Source organism: Mycolicibacter hiberniae (assembly GCF_010729485.1).
Classification (GTDB): domain Bacteria; phylum Actinomycetota; class Actinomycetes; order Mycobacteriales; family Mycobacteriaceae; genus Mycobacterium; species Mycobacterium hiberniae.
Window position 1 is genome coordinate 1,199,671 of the sequence record NZ_AP022609.1, and the last position, 20,885, is coordinate 1,220,555.

18 protein-coding genes, 1 other RNA gene and 1 pseudogene are annotated in these 20,885 nt (G+C 68.1%); 14 read left to right on the plus strand and 6 right to left on the minus strand.

Going from position 1 to position 20,885, the window contains the following annotated elements; genetic code table 11:
- The first annotated feature begins 1 nt into the window (after window position 1).
- From G6N14_RS05585 to G6N14_RS05625, 9 genes and pseudogenes are all read left to right on the plus strand, one after another.
- Window positions 2-1,294, plus strand: coding sequence for an MCE family protein (locus tag G6N14_RS05585; protein ID WP_085135846.1), 1,293 nt, complete (start codon window positions 2-4; stop codon window positions 1,292-1,294).
- A complete protein-coding gene (locus tag G6N14_RS05590) occupies window positions 1,291-2,409 on the plus strand; it encodes a virulence factor Mce family protein (protein ID WP_085135845.1) in 1,119 nt (372 codons plus the stop codon). The genes G6N14_RS05585 and G6N14_RS05590 overlap by 4 nt, the downstream gene beginning before the upstream one ends.
- A 1-nt stretch (window position 2,410) precedes the next feature.
- The gene (locus tag G6N14_RS05595) at window positions 2,411-3,847 is read left to right on the plus strand and encodes an MCE family protein (RefSeq protein WP_085135844.1); all 1,437 of its coding nucleotides are present in this window, start codon (window positions 2,411-2,413) and stop codon (window positions 3,845-3,847) included.
- Between the two features lie 8 nt (window positions 3,848-3,855).
- A complete protein-coding gene (locus G6N14_RS05600) occupies window positions 3,856-4,320 on the plus strand; it encodes an Rv1363c family protein (protein ID WP_179960808.1) in 465 nt (154 codons plus the stop codon).
- Window positions 4,321-4,334: 14 nt separating this feature from the next.
- The gene (locus G6N14_RS05605; protein ID WP_109559814.1) at window positions 4,335-4,919 is read left to right on the plus strand and encodes an Rv1363c family protein; all 585 of its coding nucleotides are present in this window, start codon (window positions 4,335-4,337) and stop codon (window positions 4,917-4,919) included.
- 12 nt (window positions 4,920-4,931) lie between these two features.
- Window positions 4,932-5,399, plus strand: a pseudogene (locus G6N14_RS05610) (CAP domain-containing protein); the annotation flags it as partial.
- Window positions 5,400-5,441: 42 nt separating this feature from the next.
- An RNA gene (rnpB, locus tag G6N14_RS05615) (RNase P RNA component class A) lies at window positions 5,442-5,829 on the plus strand.
- A gap of 261 nt (window positions 5,830-6,090) precedes the next feature.
- The gene (locus G6N14_RS05620; protein ID WP_133054911.1) at window positions 6,091-6,489 is read left to right on the plus strand and encodes a hypothetical protein; all 399 of its coding nucleotides are present in this window, start codon (window positions 6,091-6,093) and stop codon (window positions 6,487-6,489) included.
- A 298-nt stretch (window positions 6,490-6,787) separates the two neighbouring features.
- Entirely contained in the window at window positions 6,788-7,249 is a 462-nt protein-coding gene (locus tag G6N14_RS05625; protein ID WP_085135840.1) for a hypothetical protein, read from the plus strand.
- Between the two features lie 29 nt (window positions 7,250-7,278).
- Here the strand turns inward: G6N14_RS05625 and G6N14_RS05630 are convergent, their stop codons facing one another.
- Window positions 7,279-8,691 (minus strand): CYTH and CHAD domain-containing protein, encoded by a 1,413-nt coding sequence (locus tag G6N14_RS05630; protein WP_085135839.1) that lies wholly within the window; start codon window positions 8,689-8,691, stop codon window positions 7,279-7,281.
- A 42-nt stretch (window positions 8,692-8,733) separates the two neighbouring features.
- Window positions 8,734-9,585, minus strand: a complete 852-nt coding sequence (panB, locus tag G6N14_RS05635; protein WP_085135838.1) for a 3-methyl-2-oxobutanoate hydroxymethyltransferase — start codon at window positions 9,583-9,585, stop codon at window positions 8,734-8,736.
- Window positions 9,586-9,778: 193 nt separating this feature from the next.
- Between panB and G6N14_RS05640 the strand changes: the two genes are divergently transcribed.
- From G6N14_RS05640 to G6N14_RS05655, 4 genes are read left to right on the plus strand one after another with little or no spacing between them, the layout of a single operon-like run.
- Window positions 9,779-11,320, plus strand: a complete 1,542-nt coding sequence (locus G6N14_RS05640; protein WP_085135837.1) for an alpha/beta hydrolase — start codon at window positions 9,779-9,781, stop codon at window positions 11,318-11,320.
- A gap of 20 nt (window positions 11,321-11,340) precedes the next feature.
- The gene (glnA, locus tag G6N14_RS05645) at window positions 11,341-12,681 is read left to right on the plus strand and encodes a type I glutamate--ammonia ligase (protein ID WP_085127873.1); all 1,341 of its coding nucleotides are present in this window, start codon (window positions 11,341-11,343) and stop codon (window positions 12,679-12,681) included.
- Window positions 12,682-12,696: 15 nt separating this feature from the next.
- Window positions 12,697-15,702 (plus strand): bifunctional [glutamine synthetase] adenylyltransferase/[glutamine synthetase]-adenylyl-L-tyrosine phosphorylase, encoded by a 3,006-nt coding sequence (locus G6N14_RS05650; RefSeq protein ID WP_085135836.1) that lies wholly within the window; start codon window positions 12,697-12,699, stop codon window positions 15,700-15,702.
- A 15-nt stretch (window positions 15,703-15,717) separates the two neighbouring features.
- Entirely contained in the window at window positions 15,718-16,362 is a 645-nt protein-coding gene (locus G6N14_RS05655) for a PaaI family thioesterase (RefSeq protein ID WP_407663073.1), read from the plus strand.
- A gap of 38 nt (window positions 16,363-16,400) precedes the next feature.
- Here G6N14_RS05655 and glnA (G6N14_RS05660) read toward each other — a convergent pair whose 3' ends face one another.
- Window positions 16,401-17,837, minus strand: a complete 1,437-nt coding sequence (gene glnA, locus G6N14_RS05660; RefSeq protein WP_163787067.1) for a type I glutamate--ammonia ligase — start codon at window positions 17,835-17,837, stop codon at window positions 16,401-16,403.
- A 118-nt stretch (window positions 17,838-17,955) separates the two neighbouring features.
- On the opposite strand from glnA (G6N14_RS05660), the gene G6N14_RS05665 reads away from it, so the two are divergent.
- Window positions 17,956-18,426, plus strand: a complete 471-nt coding sequence (locus tag G6N14_RS05665) for an RDD family protein (protein WP_085136292.1) — start codon at window positions 17,956-17,958, stop codon at window positions 18,424-18,426.
- A 9-nt stretch (window positions 18,427-18,435) separates the two neighbouring features.
- Here G6N14_RS05665 and G6N14_RS05670 read toward each other — a convergent pair whose 3' ends face one another.
- Genes G6N14_RS05670 through lipB form a run of 3 tightly spaced genes read right to left on the minus strand, consistent with a single transcriptional unit; the run spans window position 18,436 to window position 20,874 of the window.
- Window positions 18,436-19,188, minus strand: coding sequence for a DUF4191 domain-containing protein (locus G6N14_RS05670; RefSeq protein WP_085127198.1), 753 nt, complete (start codon window positions 19,186-19,188; stop codon window positions 18,436-18,438).
- Window positions 19,189-19,231: 43 nt separating this feature from the next.
- Window positions 19,232-20,182, minus strand: a complete 951-nt coding sequence (locus tag G6N14_RS05675) for a lipoyl synthase (RefSeq protein WP_085136291.1) — start codon at window positions 20,180-20,182, stop codon at window positions 19,232-19,234.
- A complete protein-coding gene (gene lipB / locus G6N14_RS05680) occupies window positions 20,179-20,874 on the minus strand; it encodes a lipoyl(octanoyl) transferase LipB (protein ID WP_085136290.1) in 696 nt (231 codons plus the stop codon). Before lipB ends, G6N14_RS05675 begins: the two co-directional genes overlap by 4 nt.
- Window positions 20,875-20,885 lie beyond the last annotated feature (11 nt).

Sequence of the window (20,885 nt, forward strand, 5' to 3'; positions counted from 1 at the left end):
CATGAGCACCCAATTCGTGGCCGGTGCGCACCTGCCGGCCAATCGCGTGCGACTGCTGCGGCTGGGCATCGCAACTGTGCTGGTGTCGAGCCTTGTCCTCGCGCTGTTCCTGGTGTTCGGGCCGCCCCGCAAACACGTCTACACCGCCTACTTCGCCAACACCAACGGGCTCTACACCGGAGACGAAGTCCGCATCCTGGGGGTTGCCGTCGGCACCGTCGAGCGCATCGAACCGCTCCCGGACACCGCCAAGGTGACCTTCTCCGTCGACGCCCAGTACCAGGTGCCCGCCGATGTCCAAGCGGCGATCCTGTCGCCGTCGCTGGTCAGCGCCAGGGCGATTCAGCTCGTCCCGGCTTACACCGGTGGTCCCGAGCTGGCCGACGGTGCCAGCATCGGACCGGATCGCACAGCGGTTCCGGTCGAGTGGGACGACCTGCGTGAGCAGTTGGAGAAGCTCACCGATTCCCTGCAGCCGTCCGACGCCGAGGGCCGCAGTGCCGTCGGCGCCTTCGTCAACACCGCGGCGGCCAACCTTCGGGGGCAGGGCGATACCGCGCGCGAGACGGTGATCAAACTGTCGCAGGCGATGTCGGCGCTGGGGGATCACAGCACCGACATCTTCAGCACGGTCCGCAACATGCAACTGCTGGTCTCGGCGCTGACCTCCAGCAGCGACCTGCTGGCGTCGTTCAACGTCAACCTCGCCGATATCACCAGCCTGCTGAGCAATTCGCCCCGCGAGTTCGCCGACGCCATGACGGGTCTCGACGGTGCGGTCAAAGACCTGCGCGGCTTCATCGGTGAGAACCGGGAGGGCTTCGGCGTGACGGTCGACCACCTGGCGGCGATCACCAGCGCCCTCGACGAAAGCCGCGGCGACCTCAAACAGGTTCTGCACATCGCGCCATCGGTGTTCCAGAACTTCGTGAACATCTATCAACCGGCCCAGAGCGCGATCACCGGTGTGATGGCGCTCGGGAACTTCGCCAACACCGTCCAATTCATCTGCAGCGGAATCGAAGCCCTGGCACGGGCCAACTCGCTGCAGGCATCGAAGCTGTGCGTGCAGTACCTGGCGCCGATCATCAAGAACCGCCAGTACAACTTTCTGCCGATCGGCGGAAACCCGTTCGTGGGCACCGCGGCCCGGCCCAACGAAATCACCTACAGCGAAGACCGGCTCCGGCCCGATGCTGCGCAACAGCCGGCCGAGCCACCCCGGCAACCCATCGACCCCGAGCTGGGTCTGCCCGGCCTGCTGCTGCCCGCGTCACCCGAGGGCACCCCGTGAAGCGGCTCGCGATCATCGCGCTGGGCGTCGCCGTTGCCTGTGGGGCAAGCGGCTGCGAGTGGCGGGGGCTGAACTCGCTGAGCCTGCCGGGCACCGCAGGCACCGACGGCACCTACACGATCTCGGCCGAATTGCCTGACGTCGTGGTGATTCAGCAGAACTCCCGGGTTCGAGTCGCCGACGTCAACGTGGGCAACGTGACCAAGATCGAGGTCCAGGACTGGCATGCGCTGGTGACCATGCGCATCGACAACAGCGTGCACCTGCCGGCGAACAGCACCGCCAAGGTAGGTCAGACCAGCCTGCTCGGCTCCATGCATATCGAGTTGGCACCGCCGACCGACGAGCCGCCACGCGGTGAACTGCACGACGGTGCAGTCATCCCACTGTCGAGGGCCGCCACCTATCCGAGCACCGAGCAGACCCTGGCGTCGGTCTCACTGCTGCTCAACGGCGGCGGACTGGCTCAGCTGCAGGAGATCAACCAAAGCTTCGCTCGCGCCCTGGCGGGGCGCGAGAACGACATGCGCAGCCTGCTCACGCAGTTGGACACCTTTATCGCCGCGCTCAACGACCAGACCGATGACATCATCTCGGCCACCGAGAAGCTCAACGGTCTGGTCGGCCAGTTCGCCCAGCAGAACCCCACCGTCGAGCGGGCACTGACGACGATCCCGCAGGCATTGGGGGTGCTGGCCGAGGAACGCGCGAAGATCGCCGATGCCGCCGACGCACTCGGAAAGTTCAGTGCCATCGCCGTCTCCACCGTCAACCAGAGCAGGGAGGCCCTGGTGGCCAACCTGCGCAACATCGCCCCGGTGTTGCGCTCGCTGGCCGACGCCGGTCCGGCGCTGACGCAGGGGCTCGACTTCCTGTCCACCTATCCCTGGGTCAAGAGCAACATCCCCAATTGGTTTCGCGGCGACTTCGCCAACATCAGTCTGGTCGTGGACCTGACGTTGAGCCGGATCGACAGCGGTCTGTTCACCGGCACCCGCTGGGAAGGCGACCTCACCGAGTTGGAAATGCAGTGGGGCAGAACCGTCGGTCAGATGCCCAGCCCGTACACCGCAGGCAACCCGCTGGTCGCCCCCTACCACTTCGGGGGGTACTGAGGTGTTTCGGCTGTCTCGCACCGTGTGGACCCAGCTGGCGATCCTGGCGGCGGTCACCGTGATCGCCGGCGGGGTGATGGCGTTCGGCTTTGTCAAAGTTCCGGCGCTGTTCGGTATCGGTCGCTACACGGTGACCGTCGAACTTCCGGCGTCCGGCGGGCTGTACCCGACGTCGGTGGTGACCTACCGTGGCACCGAGATCGGCCGGGTCAGCACCATCGACGTCGACGCCGACGGGGTACGTGCGGTACTGAAACTCAATTCCTCGATCAAAGTTCCGGCACTGGTGACCGCCGCGGTGCACAGCCGCTCCGCGATCGGTGAACAGTTCCTCGAACTCACCCCCACCGGCGACGCCGCCGAGCACCGGATGCTGCGCGCCGGTGATGTGATCCCGGCGGACAGGGTACGGATTCCGGCCGACATCGCCAACCTGCTCGATGCCACCAACCGTGCGCTGCTGGCGATCCCGCCCGACGATCTGCGCACCGTCATCGACGAGGCGGACAAAGCGGTGGGCGGTCTGGGCGCGGAACTGGCACGCATCGTCGCCGGATCGACCTCACTGGCCATCGAAGGCGGCGAGGCCGCCCAGGCCTTCGCCCAGTTGATCGACCAGACCCCACCGGTACTGGATTCCCAGGTGCGAACCGGAGATTCGATCGCGACGTGGGCTCAGCGGCTGGCCGCGATCACCGGCCAGCTCAGCGCCGAAGACCGAGCGTTCGCGGGCCTGATCGGTGTGGGCGCTCCAGCGCTGGATGAAGCCAATGCGCTGCTGAGCCGGGTGGGTCCGGCGCTGCCGGTGTTGCTGGCCAACATGGTCAGCCTCGGTCAGATCGCGGTGACGTTCCACCAGGGCATCGAGCAGCTGCTGGTGCTGTTTCCGCAGGGAACCGCGGTCATGTCGGCGATCACGCTGGCCGACTCGGGCCTCGACACGCCATATCGCGGCATCTACCTCGACTTCAACCTCAATATGAACTACCCGCCGCCGTGCAACACCGGATTCCTCCCGGCCCGGCAACAGCGGGCACCGAGCTTGGAGGACTACCCGGACCGGCCCGCCGGCGAGCTGTACTGCCGGGTTCCGCAGGACTCGGCCCTCAATGTGCGTGGCGCACGCAATATCCCGTGCGAGAACAATCCCGCCAAACGTGCGCCCACGGTCGAGATGTGCGAGAGCGACGAGTGGTATGTCCCGCTCAACGACGGCTACAACTGGAAGGGCGATCCCAACGCCACCCTGTCCGGTCAGGCTGTGCCGCAGGACCCGCCACGTCCCCCTGCGCAGCCACCACCGGTCGCCTACGTTCCCTACGATCCGCAGACCGGCAGTTTCATCGGCCCGGACGGCAAGCGGCAGACCCGAGCCGACCTGGCTCCCCAGCGGAAGGAGCAGACATGGCAGACCCTGCTGCTGCCCCCGAACGCGTAGGACGGCGCGTGACCGCAGCCGCGAGCCTGGCCGTGGCGGCGCTGACCGGTGCGGTCGGCTGGCTCGGCTACCGCGACCATCAGATCCACCAGGCGCAGGAGCAGCGTGAAAGCTACGTCCAGGTGGCGCGTCAGGCGGCGATCAACCTGACGACGATCAGCTACGCCCAAGCCGACGCCGACGTGCAGCGCATCATCGATTCGACGACCGGGGAGTTCCGGGAAGACTTCACACAGCGCTCACGGCCCTTCCTCGACGTGGTCAGGCAGGCTCAGTCGGAGTCGGAGGGCACCGTCACCGAGGCCGGCCTGGAATCGGTGGACGGCGACCGGGCCGACGTGTTGCTGGCGGTCTCGGTGCGCACCACGATCGCCGGCACAGTCCAGCCAGAGCCGCGGCATTGGCGGATGCGAATCAGCCTGCAACGCACCGACGACGGCCCCAAGGTGTCCAACATCGGGTTCGTCCAGTGAGCGGGGGTGCAGCCGTGACAGCGACTCCCAGCAGCGATGCGCCCGAGGGCGATGCGCCCGAGAGCGCAGCCGCCGAGGTCGCCGACAACACCGATTCACCGAGCCCGGCCCGGGGGCCGGGGTTGCGGCGTCTGCTGCTGGTCGCCCTGCTGCCCGCGCTGGCAACGGTTCTGACGTTGGCGGCCGGATACCTCCGCTGGCAGGACGCCTCGGCGCGGGTCGCGCAGGAAGCGGCCGCACAGTCGGTACAGACCGCGACCGAGGCCACCATCGCGATGCTGTCGTACCGCCCCGAGACCGTCGACAGTGCCTCGGCGGCCGCCGCCGACGGCATGACCGGAGCCTTTCGCGACGAGTACACCCAACTGATCAAGGAGGTCGTGGCCCCCGGCGCCAAACAGCAGCACATTTCGACCGTGGTCACGGTGCCCGCGGCGGCGTCGGTGACCGCCAGCGCTCGCCATGCGGTGGTCCTGCTCTTTGTCGATCAGGCGACCACGATCGGAAACGGTCCGCCCACCATGAGCGCATCGAGCGTGCGGGTCACTTTGGACAAAGTCGGCGGCCGGTGGCTGGTCTCGCAGTTCGACCCGGTGTAGGGCGGTTGGCAGATGGGCATTGATGCACGTCGCGCGGCGGTGCTGGCGATCCTGATCGTCGGTGCTGGGACGTCCCCGTGCGCCGCCGCCGACAACTCGCGCCTCAACGACGGTGTCGTGACCAACGTCTACACCATTCACCACCAGGCCGGCTGCGCCGAGAAGGTGATGGTCGACCCCCGGCTGGTCCTTGCTGCTGAATGGCATGCCAAAGACCTTCTCGGACATCGCGACCTGGACGGCAATCTCGGTTCCGACGGGTCCACGCCACAGACCCGCGCACAGGCTGCGGGCTTTCCGGGCACGGTGGCCGAAACCGTCGCGATCAACCCCGCTTTGGCCATCAGCGGCATCGAGATCCTCAACCGCTGGTACTACAACCCGGTGGATTTCGCCATCATGTCCGACTGCGCCAACACCGCGATCGGCGTGTGGTCGGAGAACAGCCCGGACCGATCCGTGGTGGTCGCCGTTTACGGTGCGGCGTCAGCGGGTCCGGCGTAGTACGGTGATCAGCGCGGACGAGTTGGCCGGGCGGCCGCGGCTCGCGTAAAGCGGGTCGAGGAAAGTCCGGACTTCACAGAGCAGGGTGATTGCTAACAGCAATCCGAGGTGACTCGCGGGACAGTGCCACAGAAAACAGACCGCCACCGACAGGTGGTAAGGGTGAAACGGTGCGGTAAGAGCGCACCAGCGTTCCGGGTGACCGGGACGGCTTGGTAAACCCCACCCGAAGCAAGGCCAAGAAGGCCGCATTCCGGTGCGGCTGCGCAGGTGTTTGAGGGCTGCTCGCCCGAGCCTGCGGGTGGGCCGCTTGAGGTACCCGGCGACGGTGTGCCCAGATGGATGGTCGCCGCCGCACCGCTTCGGCGGTGCGGGACAGAATCCGGCTTACAGGCCAACTCGTCCGCCCTGCCCATTTACCAGGCAATTTATCGTATAAGGCCCTGTCGCTACGCAGAGCAGCGGTCGACCCGGCTATGAAACGCTACGGTTGTTCGACGTTCCGTATGGGCTGGCGTAGAAAATCAATGGCACCGAGCGCCCTGGACGACGGAGACGGGGATACGAGCCGCCGCAGGTCAGGTCGACATCTCGCCCCATTTCGGGCAGCAGACCCATCTATCGCAGCGCACCAGCAATGTCAGTGCCGGTCGATACCATGCCGCACATGGCCCCGGTCCTCGTCGCCCTGATAATCGCCTACGTCATGGTGAAGCGGTGGGCAGACAAGCCCACACCGGTTGGGACACCCGAACAAGAACAGGCCAGAGCCAACCTCAAGAAGTTGGGCGATGAACTCAACTCCGTCTTATTGGCCTGGTTAACCCTCCTAACGGGGTTCGTAATTCTCGGCTTGGCGTTAAACGGCGCGCTTGTGCCGCTACTTGTCTACGGTGTTCTTCCTATGGTCGCCGCAGTGTGCGCAGTGAGGCTGGGCCTACGTGCGGCCCACGAGCGCGCAACAGAGCGGAACAGGCTAATCGCCGACGCCACCAAGCAGCACAATCAAGTGATGGCTGGTGATGACTCAGGTATCTACGGCCGCTACCCGCCAGCCGCCTGCTAGCTCCATAAGACCCGTTAGCTGCATCGCAAAGTGGGGCATTTTCAACTGGGATACCGAACTAGTCAGTTCCGGAAATCAAGCATTCCGTAATTACGCGGGAACCGTCGGCCCTCAGGCGACATTCCGGCAGGGGTGCCCAGCGCGGCGGACGACCTGCGCAGACAGTCCGCAGCAGATTAGGCGGCAGCAGTCATTGGCCGTCATGGTTACGGCGCAGCACCTGAAAACGTGGCCCGCCTGGTGTGATCACCGCCGCGCCGCGGCGCACTCGCGGCAAACGGGGGTTAATTTAGCGTCCATGACGAACGAAGAACGCCTCCGGCAGATCGCCAGGGACGTGTTCCCTGACTGGTCGCGCCCGCCCCGGATCGTGGTGGAGCAGATCGGCCAGCTGGTGCGGCGATGGCCGGTTGACGGCTTCGCCCGCGAGAACCTGCCGGATCAGCAGTGCCGTCTGGTGTGGATCGACAAGCACGCGATCGGGCAACTGGACTACATCGCAGACGCCGCCGAGGAGCAGGATCTGGCCGCGGTGATCCGGCCGCTGAGCCAGGTCACCGCGGTACAGGTCAACGCCTATGGTTCGGCGGACGCTTTCGGGGAGCGGACCTACCGTCGTGCCGTGGTGGTGTGCTTCGCATCGGGGAATCCGATCGCGGTCGACACCACCCAGCACGCGAACGACGGCCTTCGGAGCCACGCCGACCGGTTCATCGATCGGTTACTGGACGCACTGGCGGGCACCTCCGCCGCTGATTAGCCGGCCGAAACCAAACCGCCCAGCTTCGGCTACATCGCCTTGTCGAGCTTGCGCAGGGCGGGCTGCAGCTGCGCCCGGCACCGCGCGGCGAGATCGGCCTCGCGGGCATACAGCAGCCCGTAGGTGAAGGTGTCCTCACCGGCAGCCGCCGCCGCATCGGCCTGCGCAATCAGGTGTTCGCGGCTGACAACGCTGTCCTGGTGGTCACCCAGCAGCGTCTGAATCGTCTTCGCCCGCCGGGCGATCTTGGTCTTGCCCGCTGCCGCGGCGGCGTAGCGCAGTCGCTTGGCGGCCTTGCGGATCCGGTGCAGTGCCGCGTCGCGGTCCGCGGCCGTCTTGGCTGCCTTCACCGCCTTGCGCAGCCGCCGGTAGGCGATGTCCACCGAGGCCGACCGGCTGGCGGTCGGCGCGTTGATCAGATCATCGAGCCCGTCGAGCAGCCGGAAGTATCGCGAGGAGCGCATCGCGGTCAAGCTGCGCCGTCGCCCCGTCTGATAGCGGCGCTGCGAACCGCCGACCAGCCGTTCGCGCACGGGTCCGCGGACCAGTTCCGGTGCCAGCTCATCGAGCTCCTGCTGGTAGCGCTGGGCCAGGACCTCGGCATCGCGCGCGACACCGAGCACCGCCCCGAGTTCCCGCAACTCGTCGAGCAGCGGGGCGTGGGTCTTCTCCTCGCCGTGCAACAGGCTGCGGATCCGCCGGACCGTCACCCGCATCTGATGAACGGCGTCGTCGGCGTCGGCGCGCACCCCACGATCCCATCCCAGCAGCAGCTCGACCTGCTCGGCCAGTGCCCGCTGCAGGCGATCGGTGGGGTGTGCGGGCGGCGCGGGTGCGCCGAGCACCCGGGCCAGTTTCGAGCCGTAGCCGGCCGGCCCGGCGCCGGTGTCGAGCAGCCGGTTGCTCAGCCGGTCCAGCAGCTCGATGTCGCCGCAGCCCAGTTCCAGTTCCCATTCCCGCCAGAGCTGTTCGGCTTCTTCGCGGTCGGTGCCGGTGGCCGACGCGGTGACCTGATCGTCGCAGAACTCGGCCAGCACCTCGTCGCGCTCGTCGCGCAGTACCACCACGCGGCGGGCGGTGCGGATCTGCGCCACCGGCGCCAGCGCCCGGTCCCGCACCAACGCCCGCACCACGTCGAGCAGTTCGTCCGGAACCTCGGGGCCCAAGGGGGCACGTACCTCGGTGCGGGTGTCCGGCCCGGCGGGAAGCTTCAGGTGCCAGCCGGCGTCGGGACCGCCGGTGCGCCGGCGCAGAGTGACCCGCCGGGCCGCCAGGTCATGGCCGGCAGTGTCGTAGTACACGGCCGCCAGGGCCTGCGCCGGCAGGTGTTCGACGCGGGCGACTCCGGCGATGCCGTCGAAGGACGGCGAGATGGCCGACGCATCGACGTCGAACTTGCGTTCCACCTCGCGATAGGAGGTGGTGGGGTCGGCTGGGGACACGACATCCAGCCTGTCACACCCGGGCCGACCGGATACCTCTTTCTAGAAGCAGTGCTCCTCGGCCGGGAAGGTTCCCGCCGCCACCTCGTGGGCGTACTGCTCTGCGGCGCGGCGCAATTCAGCTCCGACGTCGCCGAAACGCTTGACGAACCGGGCGGTCTTGCCGGTGGTCATCCCGGCCATGTCCTGCCACACCAGAACCTGGGCGTCGCAGTTGGGCCCGGCGCCGATACCGACGGTGGGAATGGTCAGCTTCCCGGTGATCTGGGTGGCCAGCTCGGCGGGCACCATCTCCATCACCACCGCGAAGGCCCCCGCTTCGGCGACCGCGATCGCGTCGGCGATGGTCTGCTCGGCGGCGTCGCCGCGTCCCTGGACCCGGTAGCCGCCCAGGGTGTTCACGCTCTGCGGAGTGAACCCGATATGGGCCATCACCGGGATGCCGGCTGCGGACAGCATGGCGATCTGGTCGGCCACCCGCTCGCCGCCCTCCAGCTTGACGGCGTGCGCGCCGCCCTCCTTCATGAACCGGGTGGCGGTGGCCAGGGCCGCAGCCGGTCCGCCTTCGTAGGAGCCGAACGGCAGGTCGGCCACCACCAATGCGTGCGGGGCGCCGCGCACCACCGCCCGTACCAGCGGGATCAGCTCGTCGACAGTGACCGCAACCGTGCTGTCGTAGCCGTAGACAACGTTGGCCGCGGAGTCCCCGACCAGCAGCACCGGGATGCCGGCGTCGTCGAAGATCCGGGCCGAGGAGTAGTCGTAGGCCGTCAGCATCGACCATTTGCGTCCCTCGCCCTTCATCTCCTGCAGATGATGGACGCGGGTCTTCGGTGCGATGCGGACCGGATTGGGCGCAGCGTCATTGCCGGCGCCGTAAATGTGCTCAGACATCGTTGTCCCTTGAATCGGTCGGGTCGATCCTCGAAGCCCGTGCAGCGGGTCCCCGGGTCGTCTGACATGTCCAGTCTGCCACTCGGGGGAGCACAGCTGAACCACAAGGTGAAGTGGATTTCCTCACATCGGCACGCGCTGAGCCCACCGGGTGCCCGGGCTTGCCCGCGCGTGCATGGCAGCATGTGGTGTCATGAGCTCGCCGACGCGCCGCGACAGGATCACGCGCACCGTTTTGACCTGCCTCGCGATCGCGACAGTGATGATCACCGTCGGCAGCTGCACCCGGCTGACGCCGGGCCACGCGGTGCTGGCCGTGCCGAAGGTCGGCCAGCCGGTCCAGTGGGACAAGTGCCGGTTCACCGCCGACACCAACATCAAGGTCCCCGCCGACGCCCAGTGCGGGTTCATCGCGGTGCCGGTCGACTACTCCGCGCCGCAGGGCGACGTCGCCCGGCTGGCCATGATCCGTTTCCCGGCCACCAAGGACAAGATCGGTTCGCTGGTGATCAACCCGGGCGGCCCGGGGGAGTCCGGCATCGAGACCGCGGTGGGCCTGGTCAGCTCCCTGCCGCGTCAGGTCCGCGAGAGCTTCGACCTGGTCGGGTTCGACCCGCGCGGGGTGGCCTCGTCGCGGCCCGCGGTGTGGTGCAACTCCGACGAGGAGAACGACCGGCTGCGTGCTCTGAACCAGGTCGACTACAGCCCCGAGGGCGTGGCGCGTATCGAGAACGAGACCAAGGAGTTCGTCGCGCGCTGCCTGGAGAAGACCGGCAAGGAATTTCTGGCCAACGTCGGCACCGTGAACGTCGCCCGCGACCTGGATGCGATTCGCGCCGGACTGGGCGACGACAAGCTGACCTACCTGGGCTACTCCTACGGCACCCGGATCGGCTCGGCCTACGCCGAGGCCTACCCGCAGAACGTGCGGGCGATGATCCTCGACGGCGCGGTGGACCCCAACGCCGATCCGATCGAGGAGGACCTGCGGCAGGCGGAGGCCTTCCAGGGCGCGTTCGACGACTTCGCGGCCGACTGCGCCAAGGAGACCGACTGCCCGTTGGGCGACGATCCCGCCAAGGCCGTCGACGTCTACCACAGCCTGGTCGACCCGCTGGTGGACAAGCCGGCAAAGACCAAGGACCCGCGCGGACTGAGCTACAGCGACGCCATCGTGGGCACCATCATGGCGCTGTATTCGCCGACGTTCTGGACGCACCTCAACGACGGCCTGTCCGATCTGGCCGAGGGCCGCGGCGACATCATGCTGAGCCTGGCCGACCTGTACATGCGCCGGGACGCCAGCGGCCACTACACCAACGCCACCGATGCCCGCGTCGCGGTCAACTGCGTCGACCAGCCGCCGATCACCGACCGCGCCAAGGTGATCGAGGAGGACCGGCGTTCCCGTGAGGTCGCGCCGTTCATGAGCTACGGAAAATTCACCGGCGACGCCCCGCTGGGCACCTGCGCCTTCTGGCCGGTGCCGCCCACCACGGAGCCGCATACCCTCTCGGTGCCCGACCTGCCCCCGACGATGGTGGTCTCCACCACCCGCGACCCGGCCACGCCGTACCAGGCCGGTGTGGACCTGGCCAAGCAGCTGGGCGGCTCGTTGGTGACGTTCAACGGAACTCAGCACACCGTGGTGTTTCAGGGCAACGAATGCGTGGACCGGTACGCCGCGCGATACCTGGTTGACGGCACGCTGCCGCCACCCGATGCAAAATGCTGAGCGCTGATACGCTTCGCGGTATGGACCGTCAGAAGGAGTTTGTGCTCCGCACGCTGGAGGAACGCGACATCCGTTTCGTCCGGCTCTGGTTCACCGATGTGCTCGGTTACCTCAAGTCCGTGGCGATCGCCCCGGCGGAGCTCGAGGGCGCCTTCGACGAGGGCGTCGGCTTCGACGGCTCGGCGATAGAGGGTTTCGCCCGGGTCTCCGAATCCGACATGGTCGCCCATCCCGACCCGTCGACATTCCAGCTGCTGCCGTGGACCTCGGATTCGGGCAAGCAGTACTCGGCGCGGATGTTCTGCGACATCACCATGCCGGACGGATCGCCGGCCTGGGCGTCCTCGCGCCACGTGCTGCGCCGGCAACTGGCCAAGGCGGGGGAGCTGGGGTTCGCCTGCTACGTGCACCCCGAGATCGAGTTCTTCCTGCTCGAGCCCGGCCCCTATGACGGGAGCACGCCGGTTCCGGCCGACGACGCGGGCTACTTCGACCAGTCGATCCACGGCTCGGCCGCCAACTTCCGCCGGCATGCGATCGACGCCCTGGAGTCGATGGGCATCTCGGTGGAGTACAGCCACCACGAAAACGCCCCGGGGCAACAGGAGATCGACCTGCGCTACGCCGACGCGCTGTCGATGGCCGACAACGTGATGACGTTCCGCTACCTGATCAAAGAGATCGCGCTCAAGGAGGGTGTCCGGGCGTCGTTCATGCCCAAGCCTTTCCGGGAGCACGCCGGATCGGCCATGCACACGCACATGAGCCTGTTCGAGGGCGAGGTCAACGCGTTCCACAGCCCTGACGACCCGCTGCAGCTGTCGGCCACCGCGAAATCGTTCATCGCCGGAATCCTCGAGCACGCCAACGAGATCAGCGCCGTCACCAACCAGTGGGTCAACTCCTACAAGCGGCTGATCCACGGCGGCGAGGCGCCCACCGCGGCGTCCTGGGGCGCGTCCAACCGCTCCGCGCTGGTGCGGGTGCCGATGTACAGCCCGCACAAGACGTCCTCGCGGCGTATCGAGGTGCGCAGCCCGGACTCGGCGTGCAATCCCTACCTGACGTTCGCGGTGCTGTTGGCCGCCGGGCTGCGCGGGGTGGAGCAGGGCTACGAGCTGGGCCCCGAGGCCGAGGACAACGTCTGGGCGTTGACTCCCGAGGAACGCCAGGCGATGGGCTACCGCGAGTTGCCCGGCACCTTGGAGCGGGCGCTGACCGAGATGGAGAACTCCGAGCTGGTCGCCGAGGCGCTGGGGGAGCAGGTCTTCGACTTCTTTCTGCGTAACAAGCGCCAGGAGTGGGCGAACTACCGCAGCCATGTGACGCCCTACGAGCTGCAGAACTACCTGGCGCTCTAGAGGCCCCGTACGGTCGTGGCCTACCCCGGAGCTCAGCGTCGCAAGCTGCCCAGCGTCGGGCGTCTGGGATTGGTCGACCGGTACGCCGCGGCCGACCTGACCGCGCTGGGCTGGTACAGCACCTACACCCAACCGCACGTCGACGTGCTCTGGGCGCTGTCGCGCGCCCCCGACGCCGACCTGGCCCTGCGCACCCTGGTCCGGCTGTCCGAGGCGCCGGATATCGACTGGGCCGAATTGAGCGCCGCTCTCATGGCCGACCGCGGCCTGCGCGGGCGGCTGTTCAGCGTGCTGGGATCCTCACTGGCACTGGGCGATCACCTGATAGCCCAACCCGAGTCGTGGAAGTTGCTGGCCAGTCCCGCCGACACCGAGGACTACTCGCTGGCGCTGCCGTCGGTATCCGAGCTGCGCACGATATTCGCCGACTGTATCGCCGCCACCACCGACGGCGCCTACGTCCAGCGGCTGCGGTCGCTCTACCGCGACAGGCTGCTGGTACTGGCCGCCATCGACCTGGCTGCCACCGTGGAGAACCTGCCGGTGCTGCCCTACGTGACCGTCGGCGAGCACCTGGCGGACTTGGCCGACGCCGCGCTGGCCGCCGCCCTTCGGGTGGCCGAGATCCGGGCGTGCGCCGACGCCGCGCCGCCCCGGCTTGCCGTGATCGCCATGGGCAAATGCGGTGCGCGGGAACTGAATTACGTCAGCGATGTGGACGTCATATTCGTCGCCGAAGAAGCCGATGCCCTCACCATGAGGGTGGCCGGTGAACTGATGCGGGTGGCCGGCGAGGCGTTCTTCGAAGTGGACGCCAATCTGCGGCCGGAGGGACGCCACGGCACGCTGGTGCGCACCCTGGACTCCCATATCGCCTACTACCAGCGGTGGGCCAAGACCTGGGAGTTTCAGGCACTGCTCAAGGCGCGCCCGGCGGCCGGCGACGCCGAACTGGGCCGCGCCTACGTCGATGCGCTGCTGCCCATGGTGTGGACCGCCTGCGAGCGTGAGGATTTCGTCGCCGACGTGCAGGCCATGCGGCGCCGGGTGGCGCAGCTGGTACCCGCTGAGATCCGGTCCCGCGAGATCAAGCTGGGCTCGGGAGGACTGCGCGACGTGGAGTTCGCTGTGCAGCTGCTGCAGCTGGTGCACGGACGCAGCGACGAGTCACTGCACGTGGCGTCCACGGTCGATGCGCTGGCAGCCCTGGGTTCCGGCGGCTACATCGGCCGGGATGATGCGGCCAACCTGACCGCCTCGTATGAGTTCCTGCGGCTGCTCGAACACCGGCTGCAGCTGCAGCGGCTCAAGCGCACTCACATGCTCCCGCCGCCCGAGGACGACGAGGCGATGCGCTGGCTGGCCCGCGCCGCCCATATCCGGCCCGACGGCCGCCATGACGCCCTGGGCGTACTGCGTGAAGAACTCAAGGCCCAAAGCCTCCGGGTCTCCAGGCTGCACGCCAAGCTCTTCTACCAACCGCTGTTGGAGGCAGTCGGACCGGCGGGGCTGGAGCTGGCCGGGGGGCTGACACCCGGTGCCGCGGAACGCCAGCTGGCGGCGCTGGGATACGAGGCGCCGCACAATGCTCTGACCCATCTGGCGGCGCTGACCAACCAGAGCGGTCGCCGGGGCCGGGTCCAGGCGGTCCTGCTGCCCACGTTGCTGTACTGGCTGTCCAACACCCCCAATCCGGACGCGGGGCTGCTGGCCTACCGGCGTCTCAGCGAGTCGATGGCGCAGCAGCGCTGGTATCTGAGGACCCTGCGCGACAGCAGCGCCGTGGCCAAGCGGCTGATGCGGGTATTGGGCACCTCGGCCTACATTCCGGACCTGCTGATGCGCTCGCCCGACGTCATCCAGGCCTACGGCGACGGACCTTCCGGGCCGAAGCTGCTCGACAGCGATCCCGACGCGGTGTCGCGGGCGCTGATCGCATCGGCGGCACGCCACCCCGACCCGGAGCGCGCGATCGCCTCGGCGCGCAGCCTGCGCCGCCACGAGCTGGCCCGCATCGCCTCCGCGGACCTGCTGGGCATGCTCGAGGTGGTCGACGTCTGCCGGGCGCTGACTGCGGTGTGGGTGGCGGTGCTACAGGCCGCGCTGGACGCGATCGTCCGGGTCAATCTGCCCGGAGAAGGCCAGGAGCCGCCGGCGCGGATCGCGGTGATAGGCATGGGCCGGCTGGGCGGGGGCGAGCTGGGCTACGGCTCGGACGCCGACGTCATGTTCGTGTGCGAGACCAACGAACAGGCGCCCGGCGTCGGCGACGGCGACGCGGTGCGTTGGGCCACGTCGATCGTCGAACAGGTCCGGGCGCTGCTGGGCACCACCAGCGTCGACCCGCCGCTGCAGGTCGATATCAACCTTCGCCCCGAGGGCCGCAACGGTCCTCCGGTCCGCACGCTGGCCTCGTACGCGGCCTACTACGAGCAGTGGGCCCAGCCGTGGGAGATTCAGGCGCTCCTGCGGGCGCATTGCGTCGCCGGTGATGTGGATCTGGGTCTTCGGTTCCTGCGCATGGTCGACGCCACCCGGTATCCGCCCGGCGGGGTGTCGGCCGAGGCGGTGCGCGAGATCCGCCGGGTGAAGGCGCGGGTCGACGCCGAGCGGCTGCCCCGCGGGGCGGACCCCAACACGCACACCAAGCTGGGCAGGGGCGGGCTGGCCGATGTCGAGTGGACAGTCCAGCTTTTGCAGCTGCGCCACGCCCACCGTGTTCCGGCCCTGCACAACACCTCTACGCTGGAGACCCTGGACGTCATCGCCGATGCCGGGCTGTTGGAGGCCGACGACGTGGACAGGCTCCGGCAGGCGTGGCTGCTGGCAACCCGTGCTCGCAACGCCCTGGTGCTGGTGCGCGGCAAGCCCACCGACCAGCTGCCCGGACCGGGCCGCGCCCTCAACGCGGTGGCGGTGGCCGCCGGATGGCCCGGCGGTGACGGCGGTGAATTCCTGGATCACTACCTGCGGGTGACACGGCGCGCGAAAGCCGTGGTACGCAAGGTATTCGGGGACTAGAGGAGGATCTCAGTGGTGGATTTCGGGGCTGGCGCGGCGGTGCCCACAATCAGCGCGCAGGAGAGCGCGCGACTGTTGGAGCGCTACGGGCCGCTCGCCCAGGCGGTCCGTGAGTTGATCGACGTCACCATTCGCACCCAGGCCGACGCCGGCACCGTCGATGAGGCGACCAGCCAGGTTCGCCAGCTCACCGAGCGGCTTCGGGCCAGCAACCTCAGCGACTCGCCGGGACTGCGTTACGTCGTTGACGGCCGGCCGCTGGCGTGGGGGAATGCCGTGGTCGGGCTGCGCAACCCGATTGCTCCGCCGCTGGTGATCCAGCACGGGGGCAACGGCCACTGCTGGACCGACTTTCACCTGGGCGCGGCCTATGAGGGGCCGCCGACGCTGGTCCACGGCGGGGTCAGTGCCCTGATCCTCGACCATGTGCTCGGCGAGGCGGCCAGCGACGGCCTGACCAAGCCGAACTACACCGGCACCATCACCGTGAAGTACCTCCGGGGAACACCCTTGGGGCCGCTGCACGCCGAGGCCTCGGTGTACCGCAAAGACGGGGTGAAAACCTACGCGCGGGGCCATATCTCGGACGCCGCCGGGGTGACCGTGGAGGCCGACGGCGTCTTCATCACGCCGTCCTGGGCCCGCGACACGGTGGAGTGAGCCGCTCGCCGTTGCCGCCGGAGCCGTTGCAGCGTCGCTCAGCAGTCGTAGTACAGCGAGAACTCGTAGGGGTGCGGGCGCAGGTTCACCGGCGCGATCTCGTTGTCGCGCTTGAAGTTGATCCAGTTCTCGACCAGGTCCGGGGTGAACACGCCGCCCTCGGTGAGGTATTCGTGGTCGGCTTCCAGATTGTCGATCACCTGGGCCAGTGAGGTGGGGGCCTGGGGGATGTTGGCGGCCTCGTCGGGGGGCAGTTCGTAGAGGTCTTTGTCGACCGGGGCCGCCGGTTCGATCTTGTTCTTGATGCCGTCGATGCAGGCCATCAGCATGGCGGCGAAGGCCAGGTAGGGGTTGCCCGAGGAGTCCGGGCAGCGGAACTCCAGGCGCTTGGCCTTGGGGTTGGTGCCGGTGATCGGGATGCGCACGCAGGCCGAGCGGTTGCGCTGGCTGTAGACCAGGTTGATCGGGGCCTCGTAGCCGGGAACCAGGCGCTTGTAGGAGTTGATGGTGGGGTTGGTGAACGCCAGCAGCGACGGGGCGTGATGCAAGATCCCGCCGATGCAGTGGCGTGCGGTGTCCGACAGCCCGGCATAGCCGGACTCGTCGTAGAACAGCGGCTCGCCGTCCTTCCACAACGACAGGTGCACGTGCATGCCCGAGCCGTTGTCGCCGAACAGGGGCTTGGGCATGAAGGTGACGGTCTTGCCGTGGGCCCAGGCGGTGTTCTTGATGAGGTACTTGAACAGCATCAGGTCGTCGGCGGCGTGCAGCAGGGTGTTGAACTTGTAGTTGATCTCGGTCTGCCCGCCGGTGCCGACCTCGTGGTGGCCGCGTTCGACGGTGAAGCCGGCGTTGGCGAGGTTGGTCGACATGGCGTCGCGCAGGTCGACGAACCGGTCCGTCGGGGCGACGGGGAAGTAGCCGCCCTTCGGGCGGACCTTGTAGCCGAGGTTGGGGCTGCCGTCGGCTTCGGTGGTGCGGCCGGTGTTCCACCAGCCGGCAGCCGAGTCCACCTCGAAGAACGAGCCGTTGATCTGGGAGTCGAAGCGCACCGAGTCGAAGATGTAGAACTCGGCTTCGGCGCCGAAGTAGGCGGTGTCGGCGATGCCGGTGCTGGCGAGGTAGTTCTCGGCTTTGCGGGCGACATTGCGCGGGTCACGCGAGTAGGGCTCGCGGGTGAACGGGTCGTGGACGAAGAAGTTCAGGTTCAGTGTCTTGGCCGCCCGGAACGGGTCGATGCGGGCGGTCTCGAAGTCGGGCAGCAGCATCATGTCCGACTCGTGGATGGACTGGAATCCGCGGATCGACGAGCCGTCGAAGGCCAGCCCGTCCTCGAAGACGCTCGCATCCAGCGCGGCGGCCGGGATGGTCAGATGCTGCATCTGGCCGGGCAAGTCGCAGAACCGGATGTCGACGTACTCCACGTTCTCATCGGCGACGAGCTTGAGAATGTCGTCGGCCGTCTTGTCGGTCACAGAACTGTTCTCCTCCGCTGGTAGCCCCCGAACCGGGGTGTCCGGCGCTGACGTTACGCAACCTCGGGTTGCCCCGCCGACCCCGGGTCGCCATTACGGTCCGCCTATCGTAGGGGCCATGAGCCGCACGTTCTCCTCGTGGTTGTCGGGGCCGGAGTCTGCCGGTCCCGGCGGCCCCGACACCGCCCCCGGCCAGCGCCTGGGCCTGCCCGCCAGCGGCCCCGGCTCGCTGGCTCCGACGGGGCGGCGCCTGGCGGCGCTGGGGCTTGACTGGCTGGTCGGCTATGGGCTGGCCGGTCTGGGCGTGGCAGCAGGTGTGGTGACCCCGGAGTTCCTGGCGACGGTGGTGCTCGGGATCTGGCTGGTGCTCGGCGTGGCCGCCGTGCGGCTGTTCGGATTCACCCCGGGGCAATACGCCTGCGGGTTACGGGTGGTCCCGGTGGACGGGCCCGGCCTGGGCATCGGGTTGGGCCGGGCAGCGGTGCGCGGACTGCTGATCGCCCTGGTGGTGCCGGCGCTGTTCACCGACGCCGACGGGCGCGGGCTGCAGGACCGGGCCACCTCGACCGCGGTGGTGCGCAGCCGCTGAACGCTGGAGTCAGCGCCGGCGCACTGCACGCTGAACGCCGCGCACCTTCGCGCCGCCGGGCAGCGGTCCCTTGGGCATGGCCGCGGGCCCGCTGCGCGAACTGAGCGCGGCCAGCCGCGACTCCAGCGAGTCCATCTGCTTGGTCGAGATGTTGGCCGGCAACTTGGTCAGGAACCGCTCCAGCTTGGCCAGCGGCACCTCGCCCTCGCCGTTGCCCACCACCACGTCGTAGATCGGCACGTCGCCGACCAGCCGGGCGGTGCGCTTCTTCTCCTGGGCGAGCAGTGGCTTGAGCCGGCTGGGTGACCCTTCGGCGACGAAGATGACGCCCGGGCGTCCGATCACCCGATGCACGGCGTCGAGCTGGCCGGTGGCGGCCACGCCGGGAGTGACGCGCCATTTGCCGCGCAGGTTCTCCAGCGCCCACGCCGCCGCCCCGGCCTGCCCCTCGGCCTTGCGGTAAACCGACCGTTGCGCGCGCCGACCGAAGATCACGAAGGCCACCAGGGCACCCAGCACCAGGCCCAGCGGGATGGTCGTCACCTTGGCGAAGGTGCCGCCGTTGAGCGCCAGCGCGGTTGTCACCCCAACGACCAGCACGAAGGCGCCGGCCATGTAGGGCACCAGCCGCTTGTCCTCTTTGCGCTGGAGCTGGAACGCCTGCCACAGCTGGGCACGGCGCTGCCTGCTGGCGTTCTTGCGGGCGGCTTTCGCCTCCGCCCGGGCAGCCTTGTTCTCGGCGGTGTTGCGCGGTCTGGGCATAGCTACCAAGGATACGCAGCCGGGCCCGCCGCCCCCCGGGGCGTCAGCCCGCCGAGGTGCACCGGCCGCGGTTAGCCCGGTTCTCCAGCGCCTGCTGGTAGAGCCGCCCGGCGCGATACGACGAGCGCACCAGCGGCCCGGACATCACCCCGGCAAAGCCCAGCTGCTCGGCGTAGCGGGCGTGCTCGACGAACTCCTCGGGCTTGACCCAGCGCTCGATCGGATGATGCCGAGCGGTGGGACGCAGGTACTGGGTGATGGTGACCAGCTCGGCGCCCGCCTCGTACAGGTCCGACAGGGCGGCCCGGATCTCTTCGGGGGTCTCGCCCATGCCGAGGATGAGGTTGCTCTTGGCCACCAGCCCGGCGTCGCGGGCCTGCGTCAACACGTTCAGGCTGCGCTCGTAGGAGAATCCCGGCCGGATCAACTTGAAGATGCGCGGCACGGTTTCGACGTTGTGTGCCAGCACTTCGGGACGGGAGTCGAAGACTTCACCGAGCAACTCGGGCCGTCCGCCGAAATCGGGGATCAACAGCTCCACACCCGTCGACGGGTTGAGTGCCTTGATGGCGCGCACCGTCTCGGCATACAACCAGGAGCCCTGATCGGGCAGATCGTCACGGGCGACGCCGGTGACCGTCGAATACCGCAACCCCATCGACTGCACGCTCTCGGCGACCCGGCGCGGCTCGTCGCGGTCCAGCTCGGGCGGCTTGCCGGATTTGATGAGGCAGAACGAGCAGTTCCGGGTGCAGACCTCGCCGCCGATCAGGAAGGTGGCCTCGCGGTCCTCCCAGCACTCGTAGATGTTGGGGCAGCCGGCTTCCTCGCAGACCGTGTGCAGTTTGTCCTTCTTCACCAAGACCTTCAGGTCGGTGTAGTTAGGCCCCATTCGCGCACGGGTTTTGATCCACGATGGCTTGCGTTCGATCGGCGTCTCGGCGTTGCGTGCTTCGGCACGGCTTAACCTACGGCCTTCTCCGACGGCGCTCACGTGGTCGATGTTACGCGCGGAGCCGAATGGTCGCGCACCGGCAGGACACCGTCGAGAGCGTCGACGACTGCGCTTGCCACCGCCTGCCGCACATCCTCGACGCCGATGTCACAACCCAACTCCGCCGACAGCGAAGTCACTCCGGCGTCGGTGATCCCGCACGGCACGATCGAGCCGAACGCACTGAGATCGCAGTCACAATTGAGCGCGAATCCGTGCAGCGTGGTGGCGCGGGCCACCCGCACACCTATCGCGGCGATCTTGCGGGCCGGCCGGTCGCTCCCGGCGGGCAGCCACACCCCGGATCTTCCCTGGACCCGAGTTGTGTTCAGGCCCAGGTTGTTACACACCTCGATGAGTGATTCTTCAAGACGCCGAACGTAATTCACCACGTCCAGCGGCTCGGCCAGGCCGATCACCGGGTAGCCGACCAGCTGTCCCGGGCCGTGCCAGGTGATCTTTCCGCCCCGGTCGGTGTCGACCACCGGGGTACCGTCCACCGGGCGTTCCTGCGGTTCGGTGCGGCGCCCGGCGGTATAGACGGGGGGATGCTCCAGCAGCAGCAGTGTGTCGCGGCCCCCGGCTGCCCTGGCCTCGGCCAGGTCGCGTTGCAGTTGCCAGGCGGCGCTGTAGTCCAGGGTGCCCAGCTGGCGCACCTCGATCGGCTCGGCGCTGGATCGGATGGACACCATGCTCGCAGGCT

Excerpts from the sequence above, each read along its gene's own strand:
- G6N14_RS05585 (WP_085135846.1), top strand. The coding sequence starts at position 2 with ATGAGCACCCAATTCGTGGCCGGTGCGCACCTGCCGGCCAATCGCGTG.
- G6N14_RS05620 (WP_133054911.1), top strand. The coding sequence starts at position 6,091 with ATGGCCCCGGTCCTCGTCGCCCTGATAATCGCCTACGTCATGGTGAAG.
- G6N14_RS05625 (WP_085135840.1), top strand. The coding sequence starts at position 6,788 with ATGACGAACGAAGAACGCCTCCGGCAGATCGCCAGGGACGTGTTCCCT.
- panB (WP_085135838.1), bottom strand. The coding sequence starts at position 9,585 with ATGTCTGAGCACATTTACGGCGCCGGCAATGACGCTGCGCCCAATCCG.
- G6N14_RS05640 (WP_085135837.1), top strand. The coding sequence starts at position 9,779 with ATGAGCTCGCCGACGCGCCGCGACAGGATCACGCGCACCGTTTTGACC.
- glnA (WP_085127873.1), top strand. The coding sequence starts at position 11,341 with ATGGACCGTCAGAAGGAGTTTGTGCTCCGCACGCTGGAGGAACGCGAC.
- G6N14_RS05665 (WP_085136292.1), top strand. The coding sequence starts at position 17,956 with ATGAGCCGCACGTTCTCCTCGTGGTTGTCGGGGCCGGAGTCTGCCGGT.
- G6N14_RS05670 (WP_085127198.1), bottom strand. The coding sequence starts at position 19,188 with ATGCCCAGACCGCGCAACACCGCCGAGAACAAGGCTGCCCGGGCGGAG.
- lipB (WP_085136290.1), bottom strand. The coding sequence starts at position 20,874 with ATGGTGTCCATCCGATCCAGCGCCGAGCCGATCGAGGTGCGCCAGCTG.